11 protein-coding genes are annotated in these 17,435 nt (G+C 69.8%); 6 read left to right on the top strand and 5 right to left on the bottom strand.

What is annotated here, in order from left to right; genetic code table 11:
- The first annotated feature begins 75 nt into the window (after positions 1–75).
- Both ASF80_RS16435 and ASF80_RS16430 read left to right on the top strand, forming a co-directional pair.
- The gene (locus tag ASF80_RS16435) at positions 76–756 is read left to right on the top strand and encodes a TetR/AcrR family transcriptional regulator (RefSeq protein ID WP_056313079.1); all 681 of its coding nucleotides are present in this window, start codon (positions 76–78) and stop codon (positions 754–756) included.
- A gap of 9 nt (positions 757–765) precedes the next feature.
- Complete coding sequence (locus tag ASF80_RS16430; protein ID WP_056313077.1) at positions 766–2,139, top strand: pyridoxal phosphate-dependent decarboxylase family protein; 1,374 nt, start codon at positions 766–768, stop codon at positions 2,137–2,139.
- Positions 2,140–2,173: 34 nt separating this feature from the next.
- Here ASF80_RS16430 and ASF80_RS16425 read toward each other — a convergent pair whose 3' ends face one another.
- The gene (locus ASF80_RS16425) at positions 2,174–3,229 is read right to left on the bottom strand and encodes an alpha/beta hydrolase (RefSeq protein ID WP_235560029.1); all 1,056 of its coding nucleotides are present in this window, start codon (positions 3,227–3,229) and stop codon (positions 2,174–2,176) included.
- A 282-nt stretch (positions 3,230–3,511) separates the two neighbouring features.
- On the opposite strand from ASF80_RS16425, the gene ASF80_RS16420 reads away from it, so the two are divergent.
- A complete protein-coding gene (locus ASF80_RS16420; RefSeq protein ID WP_056313075.1) occupies positions 3,512–5,125 on the top strand; it encodes an ABC transporter transmembrane domain-containing protein in 1,614 nt (537 codons plus the stop codon).
- Positions 5,122–6,873, top strand: coding sequence for an ABC transporter ATP-binding protein (locus ASF80_RS16415; protein ID WP_056313073.1), 1,752 nt, complete (start codon positions 5,122–5,124; stop codon positions 6,871–6,873). The genes ASF80_RS16420 and ASF80_RS16415 overlap by 4 nt, the downstream gene beginning before the upstream one ends.
- Positions 6,874–6,882: 9 nt before the next feature.
- Here the strand turns inward: ASF80_RS16415 and ASF80_RS16410 are convergent, their stop codons facing one another.
- Entirely contained in the window at positions 6,883–7,410 is a 528-nt protein-coding gene (locus tag ASF80_RS16410) for a TetR/AcrR family transcriptional regulator (protein WP_056313071.1), read from the bottom strand.
- A gap of 83 nt (positions 7,411–7,493) precedes the next feature.
- On the opposite strand from ASF80_RS16410, the gene ASF80_RS16405 reads away from it, so the two are divergent.
- On the top strand, positions 7,494–8,201 hold the full coding sequence (locus ASF80_RS16405; RefSeq protein WP_056313069.1) for an MBL fold metallo-hydrolase: 708 nt from the start codon (positions 7,494–7,496) through the stop codon (positions 8,199–8,201).
- Between the two features lie 10 nt (positions 8,202–8,211).
- Here ASF80_RS16405 and ASF80_RS16400 read toward each other — a convergent pair whose 3' ends face one another.
- From ASF80_RS16400 to ASF80_RS16390, 3 genes are read right to left on the bottom strand one after another with little or no spacing between them, the layout of a single operon-like run.
- The gene (locus ASF80_RS16400; RefSeq protein WP_056313068.1) at positions 8,212–8,784 is read right to left on the bottom strand and encodes a cysteine hydrolase family protein; all 573 of its coding nucleotides are present in this window, start codon (positions 8,782–8,784) and stop codon (positions 8,212–8,214) included.
- Positions 8,781–10,226 carry a purine-cytosine permease family protein gene (locus ASF80_RS16395; RefSeq protein ID WP_056313065.1) on the bottom strand — a complete coding sequence of 482 codons (1,446 nt, stop codon included), beginning with the start codon at positions 10,224–10,226 and terminating at the stop codon, positions 8,781–8,783. Before ASF80_RS16395 ends, ASF80_RS16400 begins: the two co-directional genes overlap by 4 nt.
- 35 nt (positions 10,227–10,261) lie before the next feature.
- Positions 10,262–11,545 (bottom strand): M18 family aminopeptidase, encoded by a 1,284-nt coding sequence (locus ASF80_RS16390; protein WP_056313063.1) that lies wholly within the window; start codon positions 11,543–11,545, stop codon positions 10,262–10,264.
- A gap of 241 nt (positions 11,546–11,786) precedes the next feature.
- Between ASF80_RS16390 and ASF80_RS16385 the strand changes: the two genes are divergently transcribed.
- Entirely contained in the window at positions 11,787–17,336 is a 5,550-nt protein-coding gene (locus ASF80_RS16385; protein ID WP_056313062.1) for a DUF11 domain-containing protein, read from the top strand.
- The last annotated feature ends 99 nt before the right edge of the window (positions 17,337–17,435 follow it).

The raw sequence follows: 17,435 nt of genomic DNA, 5'->3' as shown, positions 1-17,435 counted from the left end.
CTGATCTCGACCTCGCGGATGAGGAGTCGTGATCGCTATTGAACACGTGTCCAACGGGTGATACGGTAGCCCGTGATGAAGACGACGTCAAGAGCTGCCGCACCTCGCCGGCTGCCGCCCGAGGAGCGCGAGCGCTCGATCCTCGACGGCGCCGTGGCGCTGGCCTCCGAGAGCGGACTCGAAGCCCTGACGGTGCGTGCCGTCGCCGCCCGAGTGGGCGTGACGCCCGCCCTCGTCGCGCACTATCGACCCGTCATGGAGTCATTCGTCGCCGAGGTGTTCACCGCGATCGTCGCCGCCGAGCGCGACGAGGTCATCGCCGCGTACGACGACGCCGTCGACCTGCGCGCGAACCTGCTGCGACTCATCGAGACGCTGCTCGACGACTCGCGCGACGACGTCGCCATGGTCTGGGTGCAGTCGTGGGCGCTCGGAGCGCGCAACGAGGCTCTCGGTGCGCGGGTGCGGGCCGAGATGGACCTCTGGCACAGCGCCCTCGAAGACCTCATCGCCCGCGCCATCGCCGAGGACCCGATGCTGCAGGTGGACGCCGGCTCCTCGGCGTGGATGCTGCTGGCCATGGTCGACGGCATGAGCGCGCACTCGCTGGTGCACTGGGCGCCACGCGACCGGGCCGATCTCGCACGCCGCACCCTCTCGGCGGTGCTCGACGTGCCGGTCGAGGCGCCGACCATCCCTCTTTCACTCGAGACGACACCGCTCGCAGCGACACCGCTCGCAGAGAGCCACAGGTAAGGACAGCTCATGGGAGCAGAACGCATGCACGCGGCATCGGCCGAATCGACGGCGATCGTCGACGCCGTGCTCGACTATTCGCGACGACGGATGCTCGCGGCCGACGTTCCGCTCGACAAGCCGCAGACCCCGGCCGAGCTCAACAGGCTGGTCGGCACCACGATCACCGATGCAGGGCTCGGCTCGCAGCGCGCACTGAGCGTGTTCGAGCACATCCTCGCCCCGGCGTGCCTCACGACGAGCCACCCGTCGTATCTGTCGTTCATCCCCACCGCGCCGACGATCGCATCGATCGCGTTCGACCTCGTGGTCTCGGCATCCGGCCTCTACGGCGGAAGCTGGCTCGAAGGAGCCGGCGCCGTCCACGCCGAGAACGAGGTGCTCTCGTTCCTCGCCTCCGAGTTCGGACTCCCCGACACGGCAGGCGGAGTGTTCGTGCAGGGTGGCACGATCGGCAACCTGTCGGCGCTGGTCGCCGCTCGCGAGGCCGCGAAGGCGAAGCTGCTCGACGCGGGCAGAGAGCTGCCGCGCCGCTGGAAGATCGTGTGCAGCGTCGAGGCGCACTCCTCGAACAAGTCGGCGGCGAAGGTCATGGATGCCGATGTCCTGCTCGTGCCCGCAGGTGACGACGGCGTGCTGCGGGCGGACGCCGTGCGCGAGGCGCTGAGCGAGCATGGCGACGAGATCTGCGCTGTCGTGGCGACGGGCGGATCCACGAACTTCGGAATCGTCGACGACATCGCCGGCATCGCCGCGCTCAAAGACGAGTTCGACTTCTGGCTGCACATCGACGGCGCCTACGGCCTCACCGCGATGCTCGCTCCCGAGGCTCGGGATATCTTCGCGGGCGTGGAACGCGCCGACTCGGTCATCGTCGACCCGCACAAGTGGCTGTTCGCGCCGTTCGACTGCTGTGCGCTGATCTACCGCGACCCCGATGCGGGCCGACGTGCACACACGCAGCACGCCGAGTACCTCGACACCCTCACCGACGCAGGAGACTTCAGCCCGTCGGACTACTCGATCCAGTTGACTCGGCGCCCTCGCGGGCTGCCGCTCTGGTTCTCCCTCGCGACCTACGGCGTGACCGCCTATCGCGAGGCAGTGAGCGCGACGCTCACCCTCACGAAGATGATCGCGGCCGAGATCGCCGCCCGCCCCGAACTGCGACTCGTGCGCGACCCTCAGCTCTCGGTCGTCGTCTTCGAACGCGAGGGGTGGGAGCGCGAGGACTACGACCGGTGGTCAGACGAGCTGCTCGACTCGCAGCGAGCGTTCGTCGTGCCGAGCTCGCACCGCGGTCGCCCCAACACGCGGTTCGCGATCCTCAACCCGCTCACGACCTTCGACGACCTCGTCGGCATCCTCGACACGATGAAGTAGGTCGAGAGGCCCGCTCAGCGAGTCGTGTGCGCACTCAGCGCGTGGTGTGCGCGTTGAGGAAGTCGATCGTCTTCTGCAGTGCGGTCTGAGCGTCGGGCATGTCGAGGTGGAATTGGTACTCGTGCGGCAGTGCCGGCTCGTGAGGCGCAGGCCAGAACAGGGTCGTCACGTCCACCCCGAGCTCGTCGAGGCGCTTCGCCATCGGAATGGACTGCAGCCAGGTGAGTCCGTCGCCGTTGCCGCCCGAGATGTAGGTCGTCGGGAAGTCCTCGGTGACCCAGTCGATCGTCGACATCGTGGAGCCCGTCGAGTCCTCCGCCCACGTCTTGGTTCCCGCATACGCCCACATCGACGTCTTGAGTCCCCAGCCGACCACTCCGTCGAGAGCTGCGAGGGCGGCGAGGTCGTAGACGCCGCAGTTGAGCACGGTCGCCACGACCTGGTCCTTCGTCAGCGCGGGAGTGATGTCCAGGATCTCGGCGTAGTCGGGACTCGTCATGAGCGTCGCCATCTGGCTGGCGAGCTGGCCACCGGCCGAGTCCCCGGCGAGCACGATCTGGTTCGGGTCGACGCCGAGCTCGTCGGCATGCTCGTCGATGTAGGCGAGCGCGTCGTTGAGCTGGTGCACGGCGAGCGGATACACGCCCTCCGGGCCGATCGTGTAGTTGACCGCGATGGTCGTGTAGCCCTCGGCGGCGAGGATGCGCATGTACGGATCGACGTTCTTCTTCGATCCCGAGATCCAGGCGCCGCCGTGGATCCAGACGACCGTCGGCAGCGGGCCGGAGGCGGATGCCGGTGTGAAGACGTCCATCGTGGTGTCGGCGCCGCCGTCGGCGTAGGCGACATCGAGCTGCTCGGTGAGCTTCGTGTCGGGCACGTGCTTGTCCATCTCGGCGGCGGTCTCGTCGCCGCCCTTCGTGAACACGGCGCGGATCAGCATGGCGGAGGGCCACGGGGTGAGCGCCCCGATGATCGCGATCACCGCGGTGACGGCGACGATCAGCGCGAGAGCGACCTTCGTCCGGTGCCACGGCCGACGGGCCTTCTTCGGGCGGACGGAATCGACTTCGGGCGCACTGGTGGTCACGGAAACCCCTCTCCGCGCCTCATCTTGGCAGTATTCCGGTCGGATTCGGCGTAGGCCCGGCACAGCCCGTCCGCTGCGCGACATCGCGTTCGCATATGTTGAATCAGGGCGCTCACCGCGATCGCGCGTGGCCCCTCGAACGTCTCTGGAGTCCCCGATGTCCCCCATCGCCCCTGCGCGCTTCGCTTCGGCGCGCTCCGTCTCTGCGCGGCCTTTCTCTGCGCGCGTCCGGTTCCGCGCGCCCCATACGGGCACCGATCACCGGAGAACGGCGAGGCTCCGGTGACCACGACCGTAGGAGGGGTCTTCCGCGAGGGCGTCTGGGGGCGAGGCCGTCGGGCACGCGCCGTCGTCTCGATCGCCGGATTCTGCGGGCACCAGCTCGCCGAGGTGATGGTCCCGGTGGCGGTCGGCGTCGTGATCGATCGCGCGATCGCGCCGGGCGATCCGGTGGCTCTCGGGTGGGCGCTCGCTTTCCTCGTCGTCGTGTTCGCGGTGCTGATCGTCTCGTGGCAGTTCGGCGATCGGGCCGGCACCAAGGTGTACGCGCAGGGTGAGCACGTGCTGCGTCAGGGCATCCTCGGTCTCGCGCTGCGGCGCCGCACGCGGCGGCCAGCCGGCGAGGTGCTCACGATCTCCTCTTCGGACGCAGGGGAGACGGCCGGCTTCTTCTGGGTCATCGCCGAGCAGGCCGCCGCCGCGACCGCCGTGCTCGTCGCGTGCATCACCCTGCTGCTGATCGCCTGGCCGCTCGCCGTCGCGGTCGTGATCGGCACGCTCGTGCAGGCCCTGCTCGTGCACCTGGTGAGCGGCGGGCTGCGACGCCGAGGGTACGAGGCGCAGAAGCAGGCCGCACGACTCGATGCGGTCAGCACCGACTTCGCCACCGGCCTGCGCGTTCTCGGCGCACTCGGTGGCGCGTCGCGGGCGGCCGATCGCTACGTCGCGGAGAGCGCCGTCGCCGCCGAGGCTGCGTATCGCGCCGAGAAGGCGGCGGCAGGTCTCACGGCTCTGAATCTGCTCATCAGTGGCCTCGCCTTCACCGGCATCGCTGTGCTCGGCGGCTGGCTGGCGCTCGACGGCGCCATCACGATCGGCGGATTCGTCACCGCGATGGGGCTGGCCCAGACGATCCGCGGTCCCCTGCAGTCGCTCGGCTACCTGCCCGCACAGATCGCTTCGAAGCACGGTTCGGCGACCCGCATCGCGGAGTTCTCGACGGAGGCGGGCGCGGTGACGGATGCCGTCGCGACGCCGGCTTCCGCGATCGGCGAGACGGCGGCGGAGAGCACGCGGACGCGCGGCGATTCCGCCATCGTGGCCCGCCTGGCGGTCGAGGGAACGACGATCGACATCGCGCACGGCCAGGTGACGGGCATCCGTGCGGATCCCGATCGGATCGTGGATCTCGCGCGTCTCTTCGGTGGGCTCCGCACGCCCGCGGCAGGCGAGCTCGTCATCGGCGACATCGATGCGACCCACCTCGGTCACGACGGGCTGCGTGTCGAGGTCTTCGCGCCGCCGCACGATGCCGCCGTGTTCACCGGAACCGCGGCCGAGAACATCGCTGCGCACATCGATCACGCGCACCTCGAAGCCGCAGCCTTCGACGAGGTCGTGCACCGGTTGCCCGACGGGCTCGACGAGATGGTGGGCGAGCGCGGGCTGCGGCTCTCGGGCGGCCAGCGCCAGCGCCTGCTGCTCGCACGTGCTCTGCATCAGCCGCAACGGCTGCTGGTGCTGCACGAGCCGACGACCGCGATCGATCCGATCACCGAGGCCCAGGTGGCCGCGGGGCTCGCGGCCGAGGGGCGCACGATCGTGCTGCTCACCGACCGGGCGTCACTGCTGTCGAGCTGTCACAGCGTGCATGATCTGAGGGGAGTGGGCGCATGAGCGACTCGAAGCTGCCCATCGCGACGCGTCGAGACACTGCCCGCGGTCTGCTCGCCGCACTCGGCCATCGACGTGCACTCGCCGTGTCCGCGGTTCTGACCCTGTGCGCGGGCGTCGGCGCCGCGCTCGTCGCGCCGTGGATCATCGGTCTGATGGTCGATGACATCGTCGCCGGAGGTGCATCGATGCTGCCGTTCGGGCTGGCGTTGACCGCCTCGATCGCGGCCGGGGCCGGATTGACCTGGGCGGGCCGCATGCTGCTCGCGCGACTCGGGCAGGGCACGATCCGCGAGGTCCGCGAGGCGGCGTTCCGCACGGCGCTCGCCCAGCCGACGGCGCGCATCGAGGCCGCGGGCACCGGCGACCTGGTCGCGCGGCTCTCGGGGGATGTGCGAGCCGTCGGACAGGTCGTCGAAGAGGCGCTCCCCGCGTTCCTCTCGGCGCTGTTCAGCATCGTGCTGAGCCTGCTCGGGATGGGCCTGATGGACTGGCGCTTCGCGCTCGCCGCGCTCGTCGCAGCACCCATCCAGTACTTCTCACTCCGGTGGTTCCTGCGTCGCTCGGCGCCGGTCTACCGCGAGCACCGTGTCGTCGTGGCCGAGCGCAGCCAGCGCACGATCGAGGCCGTGCGGGGAGTCGACACGGTCCGGGCCCTGCGCACGGAGGAGCAGCACCTCGACAGCATCGGCGAGGCGAGTGAGCAGGCCATCGCGCTCGAAGTGCGAGCCACCAGGGTGCGCAACGACTTCAACGTGTTCCTCAACGGTGCCGAGCTCGTCGGCCTCGCCGCAGTGCTCGTGGTCGGCTACCTGCTGGTGACCGGCGGGCAGGTCGAGCTCGGCGCGGCGACCGCCGCGTCGCTGTACTTCCTCGGACTGTTCGGACCGATGGGCGCTCTGCTCTTCCGCATCGACGAGCTGCAGGATGCCGGAGCCAGCCTCGCGCGTCTCTTCGGCGTCATCGGCATGCCGTCACCGCGCCCTCGCGGAGCGGGCGAGTCGGAGTCCGAGGCCGCGGTGGCGCGCCGGGGAGCGATCGAGGTCGACGGGCTCGGTTTCGCGCACCGTCCCGACCAGCGCGACCTCGACGCGGTGTCGATGTCGGCCGCGTCGGGCGAGAGGATCGCGATCGTGGGTGCGAGCGGCGCGGGCAAGACGACGCTCGCCCGCGTGCTCGCCGGGGCGCTCCCGGTGGGCGAGGGAGCCGTGCGCCACGACGAGATCGGCATCGAGCACTGGCATCCGCACGACCTGCGCGATGCCGTCGTGATGCTCAGCCAGGAGCCGCACGTCTTCGCAGGCACCGTCCGAAACGATCTCGCGCTGTTCAGCGATGCCGACGACGAGCGGATGCGGGCCGTGATCGCGCGGCTCGGTGCGCACTGGATCCTGCGGCTGCCCGAGGGCCTCGACACCGAGATCGGTGAGGCGGGGCATCCGCTCACTCCAGGGCAGTCCCAGCACCTCGCCCTCGTGCGCGTGGCGCTGTCGGCGGCATCCGTCGTGATCCTCGACGAGGCGACGGCCGAGGCGGGCTCTGCGGACTCGGAGGTGCTCGACGAGGCGTCCTCGGGCGCGATCGGCGACCGCACCGGCATCGTGATCGCGCACCGGCTGAGTCAGGCCATGACCGCCGACAGGATCCTCGTGATGAGCGACGGGCGCGTCGTGCAGTCCGGAACCCACGATGATCTCGTCGCGACGGCCGGCCCCTACGCCGAACTGTGGAAGGCGTGGACCGCCTGGTGAGGGCGGCGATCAGGCGGCGGTCAGCCCGACGATGATGCGGCCCAGCGCGTAGTCGAACGCCTCATCCACGTCTCCGCCCAGACGGAAGGCGCCGGCGAGCTCCATCTGCAGGAACCCGGTCGCCCAGGCGGTGAACAGTCGGGCAGCGTCCAGTGCGTGCTCGGGGCCGACGAGGTGGGTGCAGGCGCGCAGAACCGGAGCGGAGGTGCGATGCAGCGACTCTTCGGGGGCCGCAGCGGTGAAGAGCAGACGGAACGACTCCGGATGCTCGTGCGCGAAGCCGCGGTACACGGCGGCGAGAGCGGCGAGTTCGTCGCCGGCGCTCTCGAGGCGACTCGTGAGCTCCTCGGCTGATGCCTCCGCGACCGCGGTCATCAGCGCGTCACGATCTCGGATCCGCTTGTAGAGCGACGGCGCCCGCACACCCACGCGCTCCGCGACCGCCTGCATCGTGAGGCCCGCGGGCCCGGCGGATTCGAGGATGTCCCGGCCGGCGGCGACGATGGCGACCAGCGAGGTTCGTTCGGGCGTCGGCATCCTGAGCTCCTTCATGGCTATTGACAGTAGCCATGATAGCTACGTAAGGTAGCCATCGTCAACATCCTCTGGAGGGAACGGTCATGAAGCTCGCACCGCACCTGTATCGGCTCGGCAACGACATCGTCGCGTCGTACCTGATCGACCTGCCCGAGGGGATCACGCTCGTCGACGCCGGTCTACCAGGGCACTGGAACGACCTGCGGCGGACGCTGGCAGAGCTCGGTCGCCCGCTGTCCGACATCCGAGGGCTCGTCCTCACCCACGGTGACAGCGACCACATCGGGTTCGCCGAGCGGCTGCGCAGCGAAGCGGGGGTGCCGGTCTTCATCCACTCAGCCGACGCGCACCGGGTGCGCACGGGGGAGAAGCCGAAGACTCCGATGGGGCCTGCCCGGATCGGTCCGATGCTGGGCTTCCTCGCGTACGGGGTGCGCAAGAACGCGCTGCGTACACGTCATGTCTCGGAGGTCGTGGTGGTCGAGGACGGGCAGGTCCTCGACCTGCCCGGATCCCCGGTCGTCATCGGGATGCCGGGGCATTCGCCCGGCAGCATCGCCGTGCATGTTCCCGGTGCGGACGCGGTCTTCGTCGGCGATGCGCTGACCACCCGACACGTGCTGACGGGGCGAGTCGGTGCGCAACCTGCGCCGTTCACGGATGAACCCGAACGGGCGCTGGCTTCCCTCGACAGGCTGGCAGGTGTCTCGGCGTCCTGGGTGCTGCCGGGGCACGGAGCGCCGTGGAAAGGGTCGCCCGCCGACATCGCCGCGGCCGTGCGCGCGGTCTAGGTCGCATCCGTCAGCGCGCCGCGAGCACCGCAGCGGTGTCGCTGATCGTGATCTGCGGCGGGTAGAGCCCCATGACCTGCATCGCGGCGTCGTGATTCGACGCCGTCGAACCTGCGCACGCGTCGGCGACGACCGTGACGTGCGCTCCGGCATCCGCAGCGGCCAGCGCCGTCGAGATGACGCAGCAGTCCGTCGAGACGCCCGTGAGCACCACATGGGCGCCACGACCCACGATCGCCTCGATGTCGCCGCCCCACTTGCCGAACGTCGGCAGATCGAGCGTCGGATGCGGCGACAGCTCGACCGCATCGGGAACGAGATCGAACAGAGGATCACCCGCGGGCCGGTCTGCGAACGGCCAGGCCGCGAAGTACGCGCCCCAGGATGTCGCGCGGTCTGCGGTCGGCATCCAGCGCGTCACGATCACCCGATCGCGGAACGACTCGGCGAGCTCGCGGATGCGGGGCATCACGTCGGCGAAGAACGGCGATCCCCACGCCGAGTCGGGCGACGCGAAGATCGCCTGCGGGTCGATCACGACCAGCCAGGAGGGCCGCTCCGACTCGGTTGTGCCGAAGGTCACGCCGTCTGCTCCTGGCGACGGATCCTGCCGGCACGGGCGAACCACGTCACGACGAACGACAGCACCAGCGCGAAGAAGACCCCGAGGTTCGCGTACGCCCAGTCGCCGTCGACTCCGCCGACGAGACCGAGCAGGTATCCCTGCCAGTTGTTCCAGGGCGCGGCGTCGGCGAAGCCGTTGAGCACGAAGCCCCAACCGATCACGCTGGCGACGACCATGGTGCCGATGGAGGTCCAGTCCCAGGCTCCGTAGCGGCCGCGGCTGTCGAACAGGGCCTCGTCGTCGTAGTCCTTCTTGCGACGCAGGATGTCGGCGATCAGTATGCCGGCCCACGACGCCAGCGGCACGCCCAGCGTGATCAGGAAGCTCTGGAACGGGCCGAGGAAGTCGGTGGCGAAGAACACGACGTAGATCGTGCCGATGGTCAGGATCACACCGTCGATGGCCGCGGCGGACGGGCGGGGGATCCGGATGCCGAGGCTGAGCAGCGTGAGGCCAGACGAGTAGATGCCGAGCACGGCGCCGGAGACGAGTGCGAGCACGGCGGTCAGCAGGAACGGCACCAGGACCCAGACGGGGAGGATCGTCGCGAGCGCGCCGATCGGGTCGGCCTGCACCGCGGCGAACAGGTCGTCGTTCGAACCGGCGAGCAGCAGACCGAACACCACCAGGATCACCGGGGCGACGGAGCCGCCGATCGTGTTCCATGCGACGATCGCCCCGTCGGATGCCGTGCGCTTCTGGTAGCGCGACCAGTCGGCGGCGATGTTGATCCAGCCGAGGCCGAATCCGGTCATCACCATGACGAGCGCGCCGACGACCTGTCCGATGCCGCCGTCGGGTCGGGCCATGACGGCGGCGATGTCGATGCTCGGGGCGGCGAGGACGATGTAGAGGATCGTCACGGCGCCGGTGACCCAGGTGAGCACCGACTGCAGCTTCATGATCGTGTGATAGCCGAGCACGGAGGCTGCCACGATGAGAGCCGCGACGATGACGGTCGCGGTGATCTTCAGTGCGATGCTGTCGCCGTCGCCGCCGAGCTGGGTGATGACGGTCGCGGTGGCGAGAACGGCCATGATCGCGAGGAACGTCTCCCAGCCGATGGACGTCAGCCACGAGACGATGCCGGGTACCTTCTGCCCCTGCACGCCGAAGGCGGCACGGGAGAGCACCATGGTCGGCGCCGACCCGCGCTTGCCCGCGATCGCGATCAGTCCGCACAGCAGGAACGACACGACGATGCCGATGACCGACACGACGGTCGCCTGCCAGAACGAGATCCCGAAGCCGAGCACGAACGATCCGTACGACATGCCGAACACCGACACGTTGGCCGCGAACCACGGCCAGAACAGGTCGCTCGGCTTCGCCGTGCGCTCGGATTCGGGGATGATCTCGATGCCCGCGCGCTCGATGAGAGCAGGCTTGATGTCCGTCATGCCATCATCCTGGCACTGCGGATGCCGTGCAGGGCTCAGCCGGCGAAGAATGCTCCGGCGACGCGTGCGAGGTCGTGCAGGTCCGAGACTCCGGCGAGCTCGCGCGCCGAGTGCATCGACAGGATCGGGATGCCGACGTCGACCGTGCGGATCCCCAGGCGCGTCGCCGTGATCGGGCCGATCGTCGACCCGCAGCGGACGTTGTTGTTCGAGACGAACTCCTGCGTGACGACGTCGGCCGCGTCGCACCAGTCACGCCAGGCGGCGGAGCCGAGGGCATCCGTCGCGTACCGCTGGTTGGCGTTGAGCTTGAGGATCGGCCCCGAGCCGAGCACGGGCTGCACGACGGGATCGTGCTTGTGCACGTAGTTGGGGTGCACCGAGTGGCCCACGTCGCTCGACAGGCACCACGATGCCGAGAGGGCCCGGCGGCGCTCGGAGGCGTCGGCGCCGAGGGCGTCGTACACGCGCCCCAGGATGTCTTCGAGGAAGGGCCCTGCCGCTCCGGAGCGGGAGTTGGAGCCGAGCTCCTCGTGGTCGAAGGCGGCGAGGATGGCGATCGGGCCGGTCGAGGGGGTGCCGAGCGCCTCGAGCGCCGCGACTCCCGCGTGCACGGAGGCGAGGTCGTCGAGCCGCCCCGAGGCGAAGAACGCATCGTCCTTGCCGAACACCGCACCGCGAGCGGTGTCGGCGATCACCACGTCGTAGCCGCGGATGTCGGATGCCGAGACGCCCGCCGAGTCCGCGAGCTCCGCGAGGATGTCCTCCTGGGTCGGGTCGCCGAGGCCCCAGACGGGCTGTGTCTGGAACTGCTTGTCGAGCGCCAGACCGCTGTTCGCCTCACGGTCGAGGTGCACCGCGAGCTGCGGCAGACGCAGGAGCGCCCCCGTGTCGGCCAGCACGACGCGGCCGTCGGCGAGGGCGAGTCGTCCGGCGAGGCGCAGCTCGCGGTCGAGCCAGGAGTTCAGCAGCGGACCCCCGTAGACCTCGACGGCCGCCTGCAGCCAGCCCTTCGACCCGATGGTGGGCTGTGGCTTGAGCTTGAAGCCGGGGGAGTCGGTGTGCGCGCCGAGCACGTGCGCGGGGGTGACGGCCGTGGCATCCGCCGGAATCGTCCACGCGATGGCGGCGCCGTCTCGGACGACGAGGTAGCGGCCCCCGGGTGTCACGTCCCACGCGTCCTCCTCGGCGAGGGGTGCGAATCCGGCATTCTCCAGGCGCCTGGCCACCTCGGCGGCGGCGTGGTAGCTCGAGGGCGAGGCGGCGACGAAGTCGGCGAGGTCCTCGGCGTGGGCGAGTGCATCCGGGGTGACGGGCATGAGCGGCCTTCCTGAAGGGGGTCCTTCGATCGTAATCGGCTCGGTCGACCGTAGATCCCGGTCGTCCGGTCGACGGCGTCCACTCCCTCCCATCCGATATGACCGGAATACCGGTATCGATCAGATATCGGCGTTCGATACGACACTGAATCCAAGCGACCTCCGCGGCTAGGGTCGAGGCGCGAGGTGTGTCGTTCCGAACGATGCGGGGAGACCTCGGGGGAGAAAACCGGGGACGGCAGTGTCTGTACACGCTCACTCATCCATTCGTCGCGCCATCGCCGGGGCGACGGCAGCACTTCTGATCGCGGTCGGACTCACGGTGGTCACAGACACCGTGGCGCCGACTGCGGCGTCGGCCGCTCAGAACCCCACGCAGTGCGCGGGGTCGCTGTCGCTCGACAACGGCAGCTTCGAGCAGCCCGTGTTCGCCTCGGGGGTCATCATCGCCGACGAGGCGCTCGTGCCCGGCTGGTTCACGACCGCGACGGACAATCAGATCGAACTGTGGCGTTCCCCCGGCAATCCGCGCAACTATCCGGCAGGCCAGGGCTCGCAGTTCGCCGAGCTCAACGCCACCCAGGCGAGCATGCTCTACCAGGACGTCGCGACGACGCCGGGGCAGACCCTGTACTGGTCGCTCAAGCACCGCGGTCGTGAGGGCAACGACACGATGCGCGTGATGATCGGCGTGCCGGGGGGCACGCTCGTCAACGTCAGCGGTTCGCTCACCGACGGCACCGCGGCCTGGGGAACCCACACGGGCTCGTACACCGTGCCCGCGGGCCAGACCACGACGCGCTTCGGATTCCAGGCGGTCAGCAGCGCGACCGGCAACGCCTCCGTCGGCAACCTGCTCGACGACATCTCCTTCGGCACCGGGCCCTGCCTCATCTCGACGAAGTCGGTGGCGAACCTCACCCGCGGCGGCACCTCGGCCGAGATCGGCGACACTCTGCGCTACACCGTCACCACCCGCAACGACGGCGGAAACCCGGCTCTCCAGTCGGTTTCTACCGACGTCCTTCCCGCGGGGATCGACTTCGTGCCCGGCTCGATCCGCATCGTGAGCGGCCCCGGCGCCGGCGCTCTCACCGACGCCACGGGCGATGATCGGGGCGAGTACACGGGCGGCACCCGCACGCTGCGGGTGCGCCTCGGCGACGGCGGCACAGCCACGGCCGGCGGCTCGGTCGGCGTCGACGCGGTCACGTCGTACACGTTCGACGCCAAGGTCAGGACAGAGGCCGCCGGCACCACGATCGTCAACGAGGCGCGGGTCGCGTTCCGCGAGCCCGTCACGAACGTCGATCGCACGTCGACGACGCAGGAGGCCCTGACGCCGGTGAACCAGGCGGCCGATCTCGCGATCACCAAGACCCTCGCCACGAGTCCGCTGGTCGCGGGGCAGCCTGCGACCTTCACGATCGGGGTCACGAACAACGGACCCCAGACGGGGACAGGGGTCACGGTGACGGATGCGGTGCCCGCCGGATTCACGGCGGTGCAGGCCACGCCGAGCGGCGGAACCTGCACGGTCGGCGGCACGATCACCTGTTCCCTTCCCGACCTCGCGGTCGGCGCCAGCGCGACGATCACCGTGACCGGAACGGTCTCGCCCTCGTTCGAGCCGGGAGCAGCACTCACGAACACCGCGTCGGTGTCGGGGTCGCGATTCGACGTCAACCTCGCCAACAACACCGCGACCGCGTCGGGCACCCTGACCGCGATCAGCGATGTGTCGGTGACCAAGACCTTCGCTCCGGCGGTTCCCGTCGCAGGGCAGAACGTCACCTACACCCTCATCACCCGCAACGACGGTCCGTCCGAGGCGCGGGATGTGCGCCTCACGGATCCGCTCGACCCCGAGACCACATTCGTGAGCGTCGTGTCCGATCAGGGCGCCTGCACCGTGGCATCCGGCATCGTCGACTGCGCGATCGGCACCCTCGCTCCCGGTGCCGAGGTGACCACCACCATCGTCGTCGAGATCGCCTCCGGCGCTGACGCCGTCGTGCAGAACTCGGCGACCGTCACGAGCAGCACACCCGACTCCGACCCGAGCAACAACGTCGACTCGACCAGCTTCCAGCCCGACATCATCGCCGACCTGGCGGTGACCAAGACGGCCTCCGCCGCCCAGGTCGCCGCAGGCGGCACCGTCGACTTCACCCTCGCCGTGAGCAATCTCGGCGACTCGGATGCCGTCAACGCGGTGCTCGACGACACCCTGCCCGCCGGGTTCACCGTGACCGGGGTCACCGGACCCGCCGGGGCCGTCTGCTCGTTCACCACCGGTTCGATCCGCTGCACCTGGGCGGATCTCGTGGTCGGCGGCCCCGTCAACGTGGTCGTCTCGACCGTCGTCGACGCGGATGCACCCGCAGGGCTCGCGACGAACACCGCGTCGATCGCCTCGCCGGCGGATGACGTCGACACGACGAACAACTCCGACTCGGCCGACGTCGAGATCGTGCAGAGCGCCGACCTGAGCATCCAGAAGTCCGCTCCGGCGACGGCGACACCCGGCAGCGCGTTCACCTACACGCTCGTCGTGACCAACGGCGGCCCGTCGGTCGCCCGCGGCGCGACTCTCGCCGACACCCTGCCCGCCGGGTTCACGGCCATCTCGGTCGACGACGCGGACTGCGCCATCGGCACAGGCGCAGTGACGTGCTCGTTCGGAGACCTCGCACCGGGCGCGTCCACCACGGTGAACATCGCCGGCACCTGGGCGGCGACCGCCTCCGGCACGATCCGCAACACGGCGACCACCACCTCGGCGACGCCCGACCCTGTGACGGCGAACAACACCTCCAGCGTCGACGTGGCGCTCACCCCGAGCGCGGACGTCAGCGTCGTGAAGACGACGTCGACCCCGAGCATCCCGCTGGGAGGGGTGGCGAGCTTCGTGATCACGGTGCGCAACGACGGGCCGTCCGCCGCAGCGGGCGTCGTCGTGACCGAGGTCGCGCCGGCCGGGCTCGTGGTCACCTCGGCCACGCCGAGCGCGGGAACCTGGTCGCCCGCCGACCACCAGTGGACCGTCGGCACCCTGCTCCCCGGCGAATCGGCGACGCTGACCGTGACGGCCACCGCGACCGCAGTCGGCACGCTGACCAACAATGCGACGGCGACCTCGCCGACACCCGATCCCGATCCTTCCGACAACACCGGCACCTCGACGGTCGTCGTGACGCCGTCGGCCGACCTGTCGATCGTCAAGACGAGCTCGGCGAACCCGGCTGCGGTGAACTCGCCGATCACGTACACGATCGTCGTGACGAACAACGGTCCGAGTCCGGCATCCGCTGTCGCGATCTCGGACTCCCTGCCCGTCGGCCTGTTGAACCCGACGACGCCCACCGCCGGATGCACGATCACCGCGGCGCAGCTCGACTGCGCGGTCGGCGCTCTCGCCGTCGGCGCGACCTTCACCACGACGGTCAGCGGCACGGTCGACCCGGCGATCGCGAGCGCGACACTCTCGAACACCGCGACCGTGACGTCGACGACGCCGGACCCCGATCCGTCTGACAACACCTCGACGGTCGAGGTCCCCGTCTCCGGCACCCCGCAGGTCGAGCTCGTGAAGACGGCAGCGGCCCCGGTCGACGCGAACGGCAACGGCCGCACCGACGTCGGCGACACTGTCGCCTACACGTTCACGGTGCGCAACACCGGCACCGTCACCCTCACGAGCGCAGCGATCACAGACCCGCTGCTCGGGGGAGCGGTGGCCTGTGCGGCATTCGGCGCACCGCTCGCACCCGGTGCCTCGGTGACCTGTGCGCCGGTGGTCTACGCGCTCACACAGCAGGACATCGATGCGGGCACGGTGCACAACGAGGCATCCGTCACCGCCCAGTCCGCTCTGGGCACGGCGACCGATGGCGCGGAGGCCGACGTGACGGTTCCCGCCGTGAACAGCATCGTGCTGACGAAGTCGCCGAGCACGGTGATCGACGTCGACGGCGGCGCGCAGGTGACGTCCGGCGACACCATCGCCTACACGTTCACCGTCACGAACACCGGCACCATGACCCTGACGAACGCGCAGATCACCGATCCGATGCTGGGCGGACCGGTCGTGTGCACGGCGCTCGCAGGGGCCTCGCTGGCTCCGGGCGCATCCGTGACCTGCGCGCCGGTCGAGTACACGCTGACCCAGGACGACATCGACGCGGGTGTCGTGCGCAACACGGCAGCGGTCACGGCCGACGCCCCGGTCGGGACGGTGTCCGACACGGCATCCGCCTCCGCCGACATCGACCGGACGGCAGGCATCGACCTGCAGAAGAATGTCGGTCTGGTGCAGGACGCGAACGGCGACGGGTTCATCGGCGCCGGTGACACGGTCCAGTACACGTTCACGACGAGCAACACGGGCAACACGACTCTGAGCGACGTGGAGATCACCGACCCGCTGCTCGGAGCCGGAGTGCTGTGCACGATCGGCGAACTCGGCGTCGGAGCCTCCAGCGACTGCGGGCCGTTCACCTACACGCTCACGCAGGCGGACATCGAGAACGGCAGCCGTCCGAACACGGCCACTGCGACCGGCACCGGACCGCTGGGTGCCGTGAGCGACGACGCCTCCGCAGAGGTGCTGTTCGCCGGTACTCCTGGCATCTCGCTGACGAAGACTCCCGGCGAGCCGGTCGACGCGAACGACGACGGGATGATCGGGGCCGGCGACACGATCGCCTACTCGTTCCGGATCAGCAACACCGGCACGACCGTTCTGACCGACATCGTTCTCGACGATCCGCTGCTCGGCGGCGTCGTGGACTGCCCCGCGCTCGACGGTCTCGCGCTCGTGCCGACCGACGACGTCGACTGCGGACCCGTCGAGTACGTGCTGACGCAGGATGACGTCGACGCCGGCATCGTGCGCAACACCGCGACGGCGACCGGTCAGTCGGTCGCCGGCAGTGCCGAGGGCACGGATGACGCCGACGTGACCGTGGTCGGCACCGATGCGCTCACGCTGCTGAAGTCGGCTGCGGCCGTCGTCGACGCGAACGGCAACGGGCGGACGGATGCCGGCGACACCATCGCCTACACGTTCACCGTGACCAACACGGGCACGACGACGCTCTCCGGCGTCTCGGTGTCGGATCCGCGCCTGAACGGGGACGTCGTCTGCGACACGACCGATCTCGCTCCGGGGGAGTCGGCGCTGTGCGACGGGCCGGCCGCGGTGCTCACCCAGGCCGAGATCGACGCGGGGCAGATCGTCAACACCGCCACGGCGACGGGGACGGGAACCGGCACTGTGCCGCCGACCGTGGACGACACCGTGGTCACGCCTCTAGAGGTGCAGCCCGCGATCGCGCTCGCGAAGACCGGTGGCGAGTACGCCGACGTGAACGGGAACGGCAAGGTGGACGCCGGTGACACGGTGCAGTTCCGCTTCACCGTGACGAACACCGGGGCACGCACGCTGACGGCCATCGCGATCGACGACCCGAAGCTCGGAGGGGTGCTGGCGTGCGACGTGCCCGACCTCGCGCCCGGTGACACCGCCGCGTGCGGCCCGATCGGCTACACGCTGACGACGGCGGATGTCGCCGAGGGGCGGGTCGTCAACGTCGCGACGGTGAGCGGTGCCGCGGGCACGATCATCGTCACGGCGGCCGCGACCGCGACGGTCGACCTCGACGTCCTCGCGACGACCGGTGGCGTCATCACCGGTCTGGGCTGGGCGCTCGCGCTGCTCGCGATCGGTGCGCTCGTGCTGCTGATCTCGCGCGTGCGTCGCCGGGAGACCACAGGCCTGATGAGCTGACGATCGACGTGAGGCGCCCGGCACGGATCCCGTGCCGGGCGCTTCGCTGCCCATCCGGCATCCGGCATCCGGCATCCGGGTTCGCGCTCGTGCGCCGTT

Source organism: Microbacterium sp. Leaf159 (assembly GCF_001423615.1).
Lineage (GTDB): Bacteria > Actinomycetota > Actinomycetes > Actinomycetales > Microbacteriaceae > Microbacterium.
This window is presented reverse-complemented; position numbering and strand designations above follow the sequence as displayed.

Excerpts from the sequence above, each read along its gene's own strand:
- ASF80_RS16410 (WP_056313071.1), bottom strand. The coding sequence starts at position 7,410 with ATGCCGACGCCCGAACGAACCTCGCTGGTCGCCATCGTCGCCGCCGGC.
- ASF80_RS16435 (WP_056313079.1), top strand. The coding sequence starts at position 76 with ATGAAGACGACGTCAAGAGCTGCCGCACCTCGCCGGCTGCCGCCCGAG.
- ASF80_RS16430 (WP_056313077.1), top strand. The coding sequence starts at position 766 with ATGGGAGCAGAACGCATGCACGCGGCATCGGCCGAATCGACGGCGATC.
- ASF80_RS16405 (WP_056313069.1), top strand. The coding sequence starts at position 7,494 with ATGAAGCTCGCACCGCACCTGTATCGGCTCGGCAACGACATCGTCGCG.
- ASF80_RS16390 (WP_056313063.1), bottom strand. The coding sequence starts at position 11,545 with ATGCCCGTCACCCCGGATGCACTCGCCCACGCCGAGGACCTCGCCGAC.
- ASF80_RS16395 (WP_056313065.1), bottom strand. The coding sequence starts at position 10,226 with ATGACGGACATCAAGCCTGCTCTCATCGAGCGCGCGGGCATCGAGATC.
- ASF80_RS16415 (WP_056313073.1), top strand. The coding sequence starts at position 5,122 with ATGAGCGACTCGAAGCTGCCCATCGCGACGCGTCGAGACACTGCCCGC.